Annotated in this window: 12 protein-coding genes; 4 read left to right on the plus strand and 8 right to left on the minus strand. The window is 72.0% G+C overall.

Translation table 11 applies throughout. The features are described 5' to 3' along the window. Positions 1–71: 71 nt before the first annotated feature. From M1L56_RS12680 to M1L56_RS12690, 3 genes are read left to right on the plus strand one after another with little or no spacing between them, the layout of a single operon-like run. On the plus strand, positions 72–569 hold the full coding sequence (locus tag M1L56_RS12680; protein ID WP_248599509.1) for a hypothetical protein: 498 nt from the start codon (positions 72–74) through the stop codon (positions 567–569). A gap of 5 nt (positions 570–574) precedes the next feature. After that, positions 575–2,257, plus strand: a complete 1,683-nt coding sequence (gene ettA, locus M1L56_RS12685; protein WP_067950429.1) for an energy-dependent translational throttle protein EttA — start codon at positions 575–577, stop codon at positions 2,255–2,257. Between the two features lies 1 nt (position 2,258). Next, on the plus strand, positions 2,259–2,738 hold the full coding sequence (locus tag M1L56_RS12690; protein WP_248599510.1) for a thioesterase family protein: 480 nt from the start codon (positions 2,259–2,261) through the stop codon (positions 2,736–2,738). On the opposite strand, the gene M1L56_RS12695 is transcribed toward M1L56_RS12690, so the two are convergent. From M1L56_RS12695 to M1L56_RS12705, 3 genes are all read right to left on the minus strand, one after another. Continuing rightward, the gene (locus M1L56_RS12695; RefSeq protein WP_248599511.1) at positions 2,739–3,296 is read right to left on the minus strand and encodes a hypothetical protein; all 558 of its coding nucleotides are present in this window, start codon (positions 3,294–3,296) and stop codon (positions 2,739–2,741) included. It abuts the gene before it with no gap. Between the two features lie 5 nt (positions 3,297–3,301). Next, positions 3,302–3,763 carry a ubiquinol-cytochrome c reductase iron-sulfur subunit gene (locus M1L56_RS12700; protein ID WP_248599512.1) on the minus strand — a complete coding sequence of 154 codons (462 nt, stop codon included), beginning with the start codon at positions 3,761–3,763 and terminating at the stop codon, positions 3,302–3,304. Positions 3,764–3,879: 116 nt separating this feature from the next. Further along, on the minus strand, positions 3,880–4,761 hold the full coding sequence (locus M1L56_RS12705; protein ID WP_067950421.1) for an acyl-CoA thioesterase II: 882 nt from the start codon (positions 4,759–4,761) through the stop codon (positions 3,880–3,882). 95 nt (positions 4,762–4,856) lie between these two features. On the opposite strand from M1L56_RS12705, the gene M1L56_RS12710 reads away from it, so the two are divergent. Next, positions 4,857–5,543, plus strand: coding sequence for a hypothetical protein (locus tag M1L56_RS12710; RefSeq protein ID WP_067950419.1), 687 nt, complete (start codon positions 4,857–4,859; stop codon positions 5,541–5,543). A 38-nt stretch (positions 5,544–5,581) separates the two neighbouring features. On the opposite strand, the gene M1L56_RS12715 is transcribed toward M1L56_RS12710, so the two are convergent. The 5 genes from M1L56_RS12715 to pepN (M1L56_RS12735) all read right to left on the minus strand — a co-directional run bounded on the left by M1L56_RS12715 (position 5,582) and on the right by pepN (M1L56_RS12735) (position 14,081). After that, the gene (locus M1L56_RS12715; protein WP_248599513.1) at positions 5,582–7,249 is read right to left on the minus strand and encodes an FAD-binding dehydrogenase; all 1,668 of its coding nucleotides are present in this window, start codon (positions 7,247–7,249) and stop codon (positions 5,582–5,584) included. Between the two features lie 83 nt (positions 7,250–7,332). Continuing rightward, a complete protein-coding gene (locus M1L56_RS12720; RefSeq protein ID WP_067950416.1) occupies positions 7,333–7,722 on the minus strand; it encodes a globin in 390 nt (129 codons plus the stop codon). Then, positions 7,719–8,858, minus strand: a complete 1,140-nt coding sequence (locus tag M1L56_RS12725; protein ID WP_067950413.1) for a mechanosensitive ion channel family protein — start codon at positions 8,856–8,858, stop codon at positions 7,719–7,721. The genes M1L56_RS12720 and M1L56_RS12725 overlap by 4 nt, the downstream gene beginning before the upstream one ends. 105 nt (positions 8,859–8,963) lie before the next feature. Beyond that, positions 8,964–11,525, minus strand: coding sequence for an aminopeptidase N (gene pepN / locus M1L56_RS12730; protein ID WP_248599514.1), 2,562 nt, complete (start codon positions 11,523–11,525; stop codon positions 8,964–8,966). Positions 11,526–11,528: 3 nt separating this feature from the next. Then, positions 11,529–14,081: an aminopeptidase N gene (gene pepN, locus M1L56_RS12735; RefSeq protein WP_248599515.1), complete on the minus strand. Its 2,553-nt coding sequence runs from the start codon at positions 14,079–14,081 to the stop codon at positions 11,529–11,531. Positions 14,082–14,123 lie beyond the last annotated feature (42 nt).

Consider the following 14,123-nt stretch of genomic DNA (forward strand, 5'->3'; position numbering starts at 1 on the left):
CCCTTCAGCCGATCTCCGAACCACCGACATAGACTCGGCTCTGCGATCGAGGCGGGCGGACGAGGGGTGCGATGGGTCGGCGGAAGACGGGTGCGGTCATCGTCGGACTCGTCTGCGCGGCGGCGCTCGGCCTGACCGGGTGCACGGCGTCCGAACCGGCCGCGGTCGCCACCGCCGAGCCGACCCGGACACCGCGCCCCGTGCCCAGCACCATCGCGCCGCCCGAGAACGTCGACCTCGTGCTCCGGCCGGAGTCGTCGGCGGCGGAGAACCTCACGTTCTTCGACACCGTGAACCGGGCGGTGATCTCGGCCGACCCCGGCGCCGGCGGTCGCGCCTTCATCGACGCGCTCGTGGCGGCCGGGTTCGACCGCGCTGCGATGCAGGTCACCGACGACACCACCACGCTCGGCGAACCGGTCGACTCGATCCAGTTCGCCGTCGGCTTCGGTCCCGACTGCCTGATCGGGCAGTACGGTCCGAAGTCGGGCGGCTACCAGAGCGCCGTCCGGCCGGCGCTCGGCACCGGCGGCTGCCTGATCGGCGACACGCGCCCCATAGACTGGTAGGCGACATGGCGGATTACATTTACTCGATGGTGCGCGCCCGCAAGGCGGTCGGCGACAAGCTCATTCTCGACGACGTCACGATGGCGTTCCTCCCCGGCGCGAAGATCGGCGTCGTCGGTCCGAACGGCGCGGGCAAGTCCACGATCCTCAAGATCATGGCGGGCATCGACCAGCCCTCGAACGGCGAGGCACGGCTCACGCCCGGCTACTCGGTCGGCATCCTCATGCAGGAGCCGGAGCTCGACGAGTCGAAGACCGTGCTCGAGAACGTGCAGGAGGGCGTCGGGCCGATCAAGGCGAAGCTCGACCGCTTCAACGAGATCTCGGCCGAGATGGCCAACCCGGACGCCGACTTCGACACGCTGCTCGCCGAGATGGGCACCCTGCAGGAGCAGATCGACGCGGCCGACGCCTGGGACCTCGACTCCCAGCTCGAGCAGGCGATGGACGCACTCCGATGCCCGCCGAGCGACACCCCCGTCTCGGTGCTCTCGGGCGGCGAGAAGCGCCGCGTGGCGCTGTGCAAGCTGCTGCTGCAGAAGCCCGACCTGCTGCTGCTCGACGAGCCCACCAACCACCTCGACGCCGAGAGCGTGCTCTGGCTCGAGCAGCACCTCGCCAAGTACCCCGGCGCCGTGCTCGCCGTGACCCACGACCGGTACTTCCTCGACCACGTCGCGGAGTGGATCTGCGAGGTCGACCGCGGTCGCCTGTACCCGTACGAGGGCAACTACTCGACCTACCTCGAGAAGAAGGCCGAGCGCCTGCAGGTGCAGGGCAAGAAGGACCAGAAGCTGCAGAAGCGCCTCAAGGAGGAGCTCGAGTGGGTCCGCTCGAACGCGAAGGGCCGCCAGGCCAAGTCGAAGGCCCGTCTCGCACGATACGAGGAGATGGCGGCCGAGGCCGAGCGCACGCGCAAGCTCGACTTCGAGGAGATCCAGATCCCGCCGGGCCCGCGCCTCGGCGACGTGGTCCTCGAGGCCAAGAAGCTCCAGAAGGGCTTCGGCGACCGCATGCTCATCGACGGGCTCAGCTTCTCCCTTCCGCGCAACGGCATCGTCGGCATCATCGGCCCGAACGGCGTCGGCAAGACCACGCTCTTCAAGACGATCGTGGGTCTCGAGCCGCTCGACGGCGGCGACCTGAAGATCGGCGAGACCGTGCAGATCTCCTACGTCGACCAGTCGCGTGGCGGGATCGACCCGAACAAGACCCTGTGGGAGGTCGTCTCCGACGGGCTCGACTACATCCAGGTCGGCAAGACGGAGGTCCCGAGCCGCGCGTACGTGTCGACGTTCGGGTTCAAGGGACCCGACCAGCAGAAGCGCGCGGGCGTCCTCTCGGGCGGTGAGCGCAACCGGCTGAACCTCGCGCTGACGCTGAAGCAGGGCGGCAACCTGCTGCTGCTCGACGAGCCCACGAACGACCTCGACGTCGAGACGCTCTCGAGCCTCGAGAACGCGCTCCTCGAGTTCCCGGGCTGCGCCGTGGTCATCACGCACGACCGGTGGTTCCTCGACCGCATCGCGACGCACATCCTCGCCTACGAGGGCACCGACGAGGACCCGGCGAACTGGTACTGGTTCGAGGGCAACTTCGAGGCGTACGAGGCGAACAAGGTCGAGCGCCTCGGGCCCGAGGCCGCGAAGCCCCACCGCTCCACGTACCGCAAGCTCACGAGGGACTGACGTGCGCCTGCACGTGCCGACTCCGCTGCGGTGGAGCGACCTCGACGCGTACGGGCACGTCAACAACGCCAGGATGCTGAGCCTCCTCGAGGAGGCTCGCATCCAGGCGTTCTGGGTGAACGAGGACGGGACGGCGGAGCATGCCGTGGGCGCCTCCACCGCCGTGCTCGACGCGACCCCGGGGTCGGCGACGATCACGCTCATCGCGCGGCAGGAGGTCGAGTACCTCGCGCCGATCCCGTACCAGCGGCTGCCGCTCGACATCGAGCTGTGGATCGGCCACATGGGCGGCGCGAGCCTCGACGTCTGCTACGAGGTGCACTCGCCGGCCGGCGTCGAGCCGCGCACGCTGTACACGCGCGCGGTCACGACCATCGTCCTCGTCGACGCGGCCACCGAGCGTCCGCGCCGGATGACGGACGCCGAGCGCGAGGCGTGGGAACCGTACCTCGGCGAGCCGATCGAGTTCCGCCGACGCTGATCAGCGCCCGAGCGGCTCCTCGCTGAACGAACCCTCCCAGACCGCGCGGCTGCCGGACTCGCCGATGCGGATGACGGTCCACGTCGCCCCGGCCCCGACGCCCACCGCGGCCACCACGAGGAGCACCGCGATCGCCACGCGCGCGGGAGAGCGACGCCGCTCCGCCGTGGCCGGGCTCCGCGTCGCCGCGACATGCGGGCCGGGGTCGGTCCCGGCGCGGCGCTGCCGGCGCTCCACGATCGCGAGCGCGGCGATGAGCGCGGCGACCACGACGAGCGCGATCGTCCACGGGATCATGTCCTCACCCTGCGCCGTGTGCGCCTCGATCAGCGGCGCGGGCGGCACGCGCTCCTCGAGCCACTTCCCCGCCTCGACCGCGAGGAACGTGACGCCCAGGAGGACCAGCCCGCCGATCAGCGTCGGCAGCCACAGCACGCGCCGGGCGGCCGGCCAGGCGGCAAGCACCACGAGCGTCGCCGCGAGCAGCGGCACGCCCACCACGACCGCATGCACCACGAGCACGTGCAGCGGCAGGCCGGCGACCTGGTAGTCGATCATGGCGCTCAGCCTGCGATGACGCGATCGCCCTCGACCGTCACGGCGACGGATTCGAGGGGCTCGAGCGCCGGGCCGACCTCCACGTCGCCCGTCGCCGCGTCGAAGATGGACCCGTGGCACGGGCATTCGAACTTCGAGCCCGCCGCAGCGACCACGCAGCCCTGGTGGGTGCAGATCGCGCTGTAGGCCACGACCTCGCCGGCGGTCGGTTGGGCGAGCAGGACCGGCTCGCCGCCGATCGTCGCGTCGATGCTGCCGCCGACCGGGATGTCGGCGAGGGCGGCGACCTCCTCGCCCGCGGCATCCGCTGCCCCGGTCGAGGGCGCGGTCGTCGTACCGCCGCCGGAGCCGCCGCTCGCCCCGTCGTCGGCGGCCGCGCACCCGGCGAGGATCAACGCCCCGCCGATGGCGCCGGTGCCGCCGAGCGCGATGGCGGTGCGGCGGGAGAGTTCACGAGCGTCGTCCATTCCGGTGCCTCCCTCGGTCGGCCGCGATCGCGGCGGTGGTGCCATTCTGCGACACCCGGCCGCCGCGTGGCCGGATCACCCGGCGTTCGCCCAGCAAACCGGCTGCGGGTCGGGGGTCAGTCGAACGCGGCGGGGTCCGGGACGCGGACCATGCCCTCCTGGGCGACGCTCGCGACCAGCACGCCGTCGCGCGTGTAGATCCGGCCCAGGGACAGCCCTCGCCCGCCGCTCGCGGACGGTGACTCCATCGTGTACAGCAGCCAGTCGTCGACCCGCGCGTCGCGATGCCACCACATCGCGTGGTCGAGGCTCGCCACCTTGAGTCCGGGCGTCGCCCAGGCGATGCCGTGGGCGCGCAGCACGGGCTCGAGGATCGAGTAGTCGCTCGCGTAGGCGAGAGCCGCGCGATGCTGGCGGGGATCGTCGGGCAGCCGGCCGAAGGCCTTCATCCAGACGGCCTGCCGCGGCATCCGCTCGCCGTCGACCTTCAGGTACACGGGCGAGGGGATGTGCCGGACGTCGAAGGCGCGCTCGCTCGACCAGTAGCGCGCCACGTCGTGCTCGAGGTGGCCGAGCACGTCGGCCGTCGAGGGGAGCCCGTCGGGGTCGGGGAGGTCGTCGGGCATCTCCATCTGGTGCTCGAGGCCGTCGTCGTGCGTCTGGAAGGAGGCGATGAGGGAGAGGATCGGCTCGCCGTGCTGGAAGGCCTGCGTGCGGCGCGTCGAGAACGAGCGGCCGTCGTGGATGCGATCGACCGCGAACGTGATCGGGTGCTGCACGTCGCCCGGGCGCAGGAAGTACCCGTGCATGGAGTGGATCGACCGGTCGTCGGGCACGGTGTGGGTCGCCGCCGTGATCGACTGCGCGAGCACCTGGCCGCCGAAGACCCGGCCGAGCGGCATCCACTGCGAGGGGCCCGTGAAGATGTCCTCGTGGGTGCGCGCGCCCGTGTCGGTGAGGCGCAGGGTGCTCAGCAGGCCGTCGATGGGACCGTTCATCGTTCCTCCGTGTGGGTCGGTCGGCCGCCGAACCGCCCGCCGGCGGGCGCCCGGCGGCGGGGGCCGCGGCGCTCTCTCGGTAGTCTAGACAGGCCATGGTCCAGCAACTCACGCTCGCCGACAGTCTGTCGCTCGGCGACCTCCACACCTACCTGCAGCGAGCGTCGCGGGTCGAGGACGGTGCGGTGCGCCTGGTCGCGGGCAACGACATCCTCGCCGTCTACACGGCGATCCTCTATCCGCGCGGCATCCTCGACGAGAGCCCGACGGTCCTGGGCCTGCGCACCTTCCAGCTCTTCGAGACCGACGACTTCGACATCGTGGTGCCGATGCGGTCGGTCGTCGACCGCATCGTGCGCGCGCGCGGCGAGCTCGGCGACGACGACGGCGGCGATCCGCGACCGGTGACCATGACGCGGCCGCCCGAGGTGAACACGGTCACATGGGCGGGCATCTCGCCGCCGCGGGGCGGCTGGCGTCCCCTGGGCGAGACGGATGCCGCGACGCTCGAGCGCGCCGCCCGTGCGGGCATCGACGAGATCGCCAAGGCGATCCCCGAGGGCACCGGCGAGCAGCTCGTGCAGCGCGTCCGCTCCGAGGTGTGGGGTCGCGGCATCGACGGGCTCGAGTACGTGCCGGCCGGCGCCGCGTTCGCGGCGTTCAGCCTCGGGTTCCTGGGCGACGACCCGATCTCGGTGTTCGAGACCGGACCCTGGACCCGGCTCAGCTCGCGACGCGGTCACGTCCTCGTCCGGCGGAAGGCCTGGACGCTCAAGGCCTAGTCCGGGTGCCCGCGCTCGTGGCCGGGTGGCCGTGACGGTCAGCCCGCGGCGATCGCACGTCCGGCGGCGCGTCCGGTGAACAGGCAGCCGCCGAGGAACGTGCCCTCGAGCGCCCGGTAGCCGTGCATGCCGCCCCCGCCGAAGCCGGCGGCCTCGCCTGCGGCGTAGAGGCCGGGCACGGGGACGCCGTCGGCGTCGAGCGCACGCGAGGACAGGTCCGTCTGGATGCCGCCGAGGCTCTTGCGGGTGAGGATGTGCAGCTTCACGGCGATGAGCGGTCCTGCGGCCGGGTCGAGGATCCGGTGCGGCGCGGCCACGCGGACCAGCCGGTCGCCCCGGTACCGGCGCGCACCGCGCACGGCGGTGAGCTGGAGGTCCTTCGAGAACTCGTGATCGACCTCGCGGTCGCGCGCGACGACCTCCTGCTCGACGCGGGCGGGGTCGAGCAGCCCGTCGGGGTCGAGCCGGCGCATGCCGTCGAGCAGTTCGGCGAGCGAGTCGGCCACGACGAAGTCGGCGCCGCGCTCCTTGAACCGCTCGACCGGGCCGGGAGCGCCGGGCCCGAGCCGCTCGGCGAGGAGGCGCAGGTCCCTGCCGGTGAGGTCGGGGTTCTGCTCGCTGCCGGACAGTGCGAACTCCTTCTCGATGATCCGCTGCGTGAGGACGAACCACGAGTGGCCGTGGCCCTCGCGCGCGAGGTGGCCGAGCGTCCCGAGCGTGTCGAACCCGGGGAACAACGGCGGGGGCAGCCGGCGCCCGGTGGCGTCGAGCCAGAGCGACGAGGGGCCCGGGAGGATCCGGATGCCGTGGCGTGGCCAGACGGGATCGTGGTTCTCGATGCCCTCGGTGTAGTGCCACATCCGATCCCCGTTGACGAGCCGAGCGCCGGATGCCGCGGTGATCGCGAGCATGCGTCCGTCCACGTGCGCCGGCACGCCCGACAGCAGGTTCGCGGGCGGGCGGCCGAGCCGCTCCGGCCAGGCGGCGCGCACCAGGTCGTGGTTGCCGCCGATTCCGCCGGAGGCGACCACGACGGCGGGCGCCCGGAACTCGAAGTCGCCCACGACGTCGCGGTTGGTGGAGGTGCCGCGCGGGCCGTCGTCCGGCGCGAGCGTGGCGCCGCGCACGCCGACCACCGCGCCGCCGTCGACGAGGAGCTCGTCGACCCGATGGCGGAAGCGGAAGGTCACGAGACCGGCGGCCTCACCGGCCCGCACCTTCGCCGCGAACGGCGCGACGACCCCGGGTCCCGTGCCCCAGGTGATGTGGAAGCGCGGCACGGAGTTGCCGTGCCCGACCGCGACGCCCGCGCCGCGCTCGGCCCACCCCACCACGGGGAAGAACCGGAGCCCGCGCTCGCGGAGCCACGCGCGCTTCTCGCCCGCGGCGAAGTCGAGGTACGCGTCAGCCCACCGCCGGCCCCACTCGTCCTCGGGGCGATCGAACGCGGCGGATCCGATCCAGTCCTCGCGGGCGAGCTCGAGCGAGTCGCGCACGCCGAGCCGTCGCTGCTCGGGGGAGTCGATGAGGAACAGCCCGCCGAACGACCACCAGGCCTGCGCGCCGAGGTTCGACTCCGGTTCCTGGTCGACGATGACGACGTTCCGGCCGGCGTCGACGAGCTCGGCGGCGGCGACCAGGCCGGCGAGGCCCGCTCCCACGATGACGGCGTCGTACTCGGTGCGGGTGCGGTGCTGCTCGGCCACGCGGACTCCTTCGTCTCGGCTGGCGGATCGGGTGCGGCGGGTGGGGCGGACGGGCTCGCGGAGCGCCGACGGGCGCGCCGGCGTCACTCCTCGAAGGTGTTCACCATCGCGAACGCCGCCCGCTGCAGATAGTCCCACAGGGTCGCCTCGGCGACCGGCGGCAGGTCGAGCGTGTCGACCGCGGCGCGCATGTGCGCGAGCCAGCGGTCGCGGGCGTCGGGGTTGACCTTGAACGGCAGGTGGCGCATGCGCAGCCGCGGGTGGCCGCGCTGCTCGCTGTACGTCGTCGGACCGCCCCAGTACTGCTCCAGGAACATCAGGAGCCGCTCCTCGGCGGGACCGAGGTCCTCCTCGGGGTACATCGGCTTCAGCACGGGATCATCCGCGACGCCCCGGTAGAACTCGTGTACGAGCCGCTCGAAGGTCGGGCGTCCGCCGACCTGCTCGTAGAAGCTGGGGGAGGGCAGGGTCATGGGGCGTCCTTCGGAGGGGTCTGCGGGCCGGCGGGCGGTTCGGGGCTCGCCCCGGGGGCGGCATCCGTCGGCGGCACGCTGCCCGCGCCGGTGATCGAGTCGACGGCGCGCTTGGTGCGCAGGCCGCGCCGGTCGGTGGCCGGCACCACCGGGCTCGGCGCGGTCTTCGGCGGCTTCGCGCCCTTGACGCGGGTGACGCCGTCGAAGCCCGTGAGGATCACGCTCGACAGGCTCGGCAGCTTGAGGCCGAGGTCGTCGAGCGCGCGCTTCAGCCGCATGCGCAGTTCGCGGGCGACGTCGTCCTTCGACGAGGTCCGCGCCTTCATGACGACGCGGATGACCATGGCGTCGGCCGAGATCGACTCCAAACCCCACACCTCCGGCTTCTCGAGGATGCGCGAGCGCCACTTGCCCGACTGCGCCATGCCCGTGGCGGCCTTCAGCAGGGCCGCCTCCACCTCTTCGACGTCGGCCTCGTACGGCACCGCGAGGTCGACGATGACGCGGGCCCAGCCCTGCGACATGTTGCCCACGCGGTTGATCTCGCCGTTGCGCACGAACCAGAGCGTGCCGTTCACGTCGCGCACGGAGGTGACCCGGATCCGGACGTCCTCGACGATACCGGTCGCGTGCCCGAGGTCGACGATGTCGCCGACGCCCAGCTGATCCTCGATCACCATGAAGAAGCCGTTGAGCGCGTCCTTGACGATGTTCTGCGCGCCGAAGCCGAGGCCGGCGCCGATCGCCGCGGACAGGAGCGTGAACGAGCCGAGGATGTCGGGCACGAGCACCTGCACGACGGCGAGCACCACGACGATGAACAGCGTGATGTTGACGAAGTTGGTGAGGACCGACCCGAGCGTCCGCGTGCGCTGCACGAGCCGCACGGCGGCCAGCGGCGACGCGTTGAGCGCCTGCGTGTCCTCGACGTCCTGCTTGCGCTTCACACCGGAGACGATCCGGTTGACCGTGCGGCGGATCGCGAAGTGCAGGAGCCAGCGGATCACGAGCGCGATGACGACGATCGCCACGACCGTGATGACGTTGGTGAGGATGACCCCCCACCCGCTGGCCCAGAACGCGTCGATCTGGGCCGGCATGTCGACCTCGGGTGCGGGCTCTTCGAAGCGGAGCATGGTCCGGAAGTCTATTGGACGCCGGGTCGGCGGAAGCTGCACGTCGGTCGGGTGCGCGGTGGGCGGCGTCGTCCGATCGCGCCCACCGCGCCCTGCCGGCCCGAGTCAGTCCCGGGCGACGGATGCCGCGTCGCGCTCCCGCGCGGCGAGCGCCCGGTCGAGTTCCGACAGCTGCTCGGCGACGAGCCGGTGCAGCGGCGCCGGCTCCGGGTGCGCACCGAGCCACGCGCGCGTGCGGCGCGCGAGCTCGGCGTCGACGACCGGTGCGGGGAAGAGCCGGCGGACGATGAGCGAGGCCATGGTGAAGCTGCGCTCGGCCCAGACGCCCTCGAGCATGCCCAGGTAGTCGTCGACCGTGCCGGCGAGCAGCGCCGGGTCGATCGTGCGCTGCCAGCCGTCGGCGATGGCGCGGGCCACGTCGTTCGAGAGCGACGCGTCGGTCGCGACCCGGCGCCACGCGGCATCCTTCGCGGCCTGGTCGGGTCGTGCGGCGCGCGCGGTCTCGGCGAGCTGGCGGCCCTTCGCCGTGTCGTCGGCGGCGAGCGCCTCGTCGATCTCGTCGTCGGATGCCGCACCGAGCGCGGCGCGGGCGATGGTGATCTCCCAGCGCAGGTCGAGGTCGATGTCGAGCCCCTCGAGGCGGGTGCGTCCGCTCGCGAGTTCGCCGAGCACGTCGGCGTGGGCCGGCACGCACGCGAGCCGCGTGAACGCCTTGGCGAACTGCAGCTGCGCGTCCGAGCCGGCGGGTGCGAGTTCGGCGAGCGCCCAGATCGCGTCGGCGGCCTCCTCGGCGAGGGCGTCGCGGTGCTCGTCCGCGAGGTAGCGCGACACGGCGAACTCGAGCCGGGCGAGCGCGAGCCCGCGCGCGGCGGACTGCGTCTCGTGGCCCGCGTTCGCGACGACCAGACGCACGAAGTCGGACGCGGGCTGCTCGGCGTCGCGCACGGCGTCCCACGCCGACCCGAGGATCACGGCCCGCGCGACCGGGTCGTCGAGCTCGGCGAGGCGGTCGCGGGCGGTGGCGAACGACGGGGCGTCGAGCCGGACCTTCGCATAGGTGAGGTCGTCGTCGTTCACGAGCAGGAGGGCGGGCCGGGCGAGCCCGACGAGCTCGCTCACCTCGGTGGCGGCGCCGTCGACGTCGAGCTCGACGCGGTGCACCCGGGCGAGGCGGTCGCCGACGCGGTCATAGGCGCCGATCGCAATGCGGTGCGGCCGAAGCGTCGGGTGGGATGCGGCCGCCGTCTGCAGCACGCGCGCGGCAGCGATCGTGCCCGCGGCATCCGTCTCGACCTCGAGGCGCAGCGTGTTCACGCCGGCGGTCTCGAGCCACCGCGACGACCAGTCGGCGAGATCGCGGCCGCTGGCCGCCTCGAGCTCGGCGAGCAGGTCGGCGAGGGTCGCGTTGCCGCCGGCGTGCTTCGCGAGGTAGGCGCCGACGCCGCGCTGGAACGCGTCGAGCCCCACCCAGGCGACGAGCTGCTTCAGCACCGACGCGCCCTTGTCGTAGGTGATCGCGTCGAAGTTCACCTCAACGTCGCCGATGTCGTCGATGACGGCGACGATCGGGTGCGTCGACGGCAGCTGGTCCTGCTCGGCGGCGTGCGTCTTCTCGTCGGTCGCGAACGTCGCCCACACGTCGGCGAACTCCGTGATGCGGGACGTCGCGAGCGTGGACGCCCAGGTCGCGAACGACTCGTTCAGCCACAGGTCGTTCCACCACCGCATGGTCACCGAGTTGCCGAACCACATGTGGCTGAGCTCGTGCAGCACGACGATGGCGCGCTGCTCCCGTCGGGCGTCGGAGACGCGCGAGCGGAAGAGGTAGCCCTCGTTGAAGGTCACCGCCCCGACGTTCTCCATCGCGCCCCAGTTGTACTCGGGCACGAAGATCTGGTCGTACTTGCCGTACGGGTACGGCACGCCGAAGGCGGTCTCGTAGAACGCGAGACCGTCGCGCACGAGCTCGAACATGACCTCGGGCTCGGCGTACTGCGCGAGCGACCGGCGCGTGAACAGCCCGAGCGGCACCTCGCGGCCGTCGGTGCTCGTCGCCGACGCCCGCCATGACGCGTACGGTCCGGCGATGATCGCGACGATGTAGCTCGAGATGACCGGTCCGGTCTCGAACGACCACGTGGCGGTGCCGGATGCCGCGCCGGGGGCAGGTTCGGGCGAGGGCGCGTTGCTCAGCACCGTCCAGTGCGCGGGCGCGGTGATGGTGAAGCGGACCGCGGCCTTCAGGTCGGGCTGGTCGAACACCGCGTACACCCGGTTCGCCTCGGCGACCGCGAACTCCGTGTAGAGGTACGCCTCGCCGTCGACGGGGTCGACGAACCGGTGCAGCCCCTCGCCCGTGTTCGTGTACTCGCGCGTCGACACGACGCGGAGCTCGTTCTCGGCGGCGAGCCCCTCGAGACGGATGCGATACCCGTCGGAGACGGTCGCCGGGTCGAGGGCCACCCCGTTCAGGACCACCTCGTGCAGCTCGGCCGTGGTCGACTCGATGAACGTCGACGCGCCGGGCGTCGCCGTGAACCGCGCGATCGTCTCGGAGCGGAAGCGGCCGTCGTCGCCGGTGAGGTCGAGCGTCACGTCGTAGGCGGGGGAACCGAGGAGCGCCGCGCGCTCCTCGGCCTCCGCCCGGGTCAGGTCGGGGCGGCCCATCGACTACGCCTCCTGCGCGTCGCGCGCCTGCGCGGCGATCGCGCGCTCGACGCCGGCGAGGCTCTCGACGACCAGGCGGCGCAGCGCGGGCGGCGCGTCCGGGTTGGCGTCGAGCCATCCGCGGCTCGCGTCGACCAGCGCGGCGTTCGCGAGCGGCGACGGGTAGAGCCCGTCGACGAGCTTCTCGGCGATCGCGTAGCTGCGCTCCTCCCAGATGCGCCCGATCATGCCGAAGTACCGCTCCACGAACGCCTCGAGCAGCGCCGGGTCGACCGCGCGGAGGAACCCGGCGGCGGTGTCGCGGACGACCGAGTTCGACGCGGTGTCCACGTCGACGAGCGACGACCAGGCGCGCTCCTTCGCCTCGGGCGTGGGCATCGCGGCACGGGCCTTCGCGGCCGCCTCGCGGCCGGTCGCCGTGTCGTCGGTCGCGAGGCGCGCGTCGATGTCGCCGTCGTCGGCGCGACCGGCCGCGGCGAGCGCGACGAGGAGCTCCCAGCCGAGGTCGGTGTCGACCGCGAGGCCGTCGAGCGAGAGCGCGCCGTTGTAGAGCGCGAGGAGGTCCTCCTGGTGCGTGCCGTGCTCGGCGATCGACGCGAACGCCTTCACGAACTGGAACTGGGCGTCGCTCCCGGGCTCGGCCTGGCTCGCGAGCTCCCAGAACCCGTCGGCGAGCTGGCGGAGCGCGTCGGCCCGGCGGGCGGGCTCGATGTAGGCGCTCGCGGCGAGGATCGAGTTGGCGAGCACGATGCGCAGGGTCGTCGACTCGGTCTCACTCGCGATGTTGCCGAGCACCAGGGCGAGGTAGTCGCTCGCGCGGGTCTCGCCGTCGCGCGTGGCATCCCACACCGAGCCCCACACGAGCGCGCGCGCCAGCGGGTCGTCGATCTCGGAGAGGTTGCCGAGCGCCACGCCGTGCGACGCCTGGTCGAGGCGGATCTTCGCGTACGCCAGGTCGTCGTCGTTCAGCAGCACGAGGTGCGGGCGGGGGAGACCCACGAGCTCGCCGACCTCGGTGCGCTCCCCGTCGACGTCGAGCTCGACGCGGTGGTCGCGCACCAGCTTGCCCTCGGACAGGTTGTAGAAGCCGATGGCGAGGCGGTGCGGGCGGATCGTCGGGTACTCGGCGACGGCCGACTGGAGCACCGCGAAGGAGGTGATGCGGCCCTCGTCGTCGACCTCGACCTCGGGGCGGAGCGTGTTGACGCCGGCCGTCTCGAGCCAGAGCTTCGACCAGCCCGACAGGTCGCGGCCGCTCGAGACCTCGAGCTCGGCGAGCAGGTCGGCGAGGGTCGTGTTGCCCCACGCGTGCTTGCGGAAGTACGCCGAGACGCCCGCGAAGAACTCGTCGACGCCGACCCACGCGACGAGCTGCTTCAGCACCGAGCCGCCCTTGGCGTAGGTGATGCCGTCGAAGTTCACCAGCACGTCCTCGAGGTCGCGGATCTCCGCGACGATCGGGTGGGTCGAGGGCAGCTGGTCCTGACGGTAGGCCCAGCTCTTCTCCATGGCGTTGAACGTGGTCCACGCGCCGTGCCACTCGGTGGCCTCCGCGGTCGCGATCGTCGAAGCCCATTCGGCGAACGACTCGTTCAGCCAGAGGTCGTTCCACCACTTCATGGTCACGAGGTCGCCGAACCACATGTGGGCGAGCTCGTGCAGGATCGTCACGACGCGCCGCTCCTTGACGGCGTCGGTCACCTTCGAGCGGAACACGTACACCTCGGTGAACGTCACCGCCCCGGCGTTCTCCATCGCGCCCGCGTTGTACTCGGGGACGAACAGCTGGTCGTACTTCGCGAACGGGTAGGGAACGCCGAACTTGCGCTCGAAGTACTCGAAGCCCTGCTTGGTCTTCTCGAAGATGTAATCCGCGTCGAGGTACTCCGACAGGCTCTTTCGGGCGAACACTCCGAGCGGGATCACCCGGCCGTCGGCGCTCGTCAGCTCGTCGCGCACGACGTCGTACGGCCCGGCGATGAGTGCCGTGATGTAGCTCGAGATCCGCGGGGTGGGTTCGAACGCCCACGTCGTCGCGCCCTCGTGGGCGGCCACCGGCTCGGGCGTCGGGGAGTTCGACACGACCTGCCAGTGCGCGGGAGCCGTCACCGTGAACCGGAACGCCGCCTTCAGGTCGGGCTGCTCGAACACCGCGAACATGCGGCGCGAGTCGGGCACCTCGAACTGGGTGTAGAGGTACACCTCGTCGTCGACCGGGTCGACGAAGCGGTGCAGGCCCTCACCTGTGTGCATGTACCGGCCGTCGGCGACGACGGTGAGCGAGTTCTCGTCCTTCAGGTTCGGCAGCTGGATCCGCACGCCGTCGCTCACCTCGGCGGGGTCGAGCGACTCCCCGTTCAGCGTCACCGAGTGCACGGCGGCCGTGATGGCGTCGATGAACGTCGACGCGCCCTCGCGTGCGCTGAAGCGCACCGTCGTCTCGGTCCGGAACACCTCCGGGCCCGTCGTGACATCCAGCCGGACGTCGTAGTCGTGCACCGTGACGAGCGCCGCGCGCTCCTCGGCTTCGATGCGGGTGAGGTTCTCTCCAGGCACTCGGCTCTCCATCTGCGTCGAACGGATGCGTCGCCGCGGGCG

Source organism: Agromyces sp. C10, from assembly GCF_023217995.1.
GTDB lineage: Bacteria > Actinomycetota > Actinomycetes > Actinomycetales > Microbacteriaceae > Agromyces > Agromyces indicus.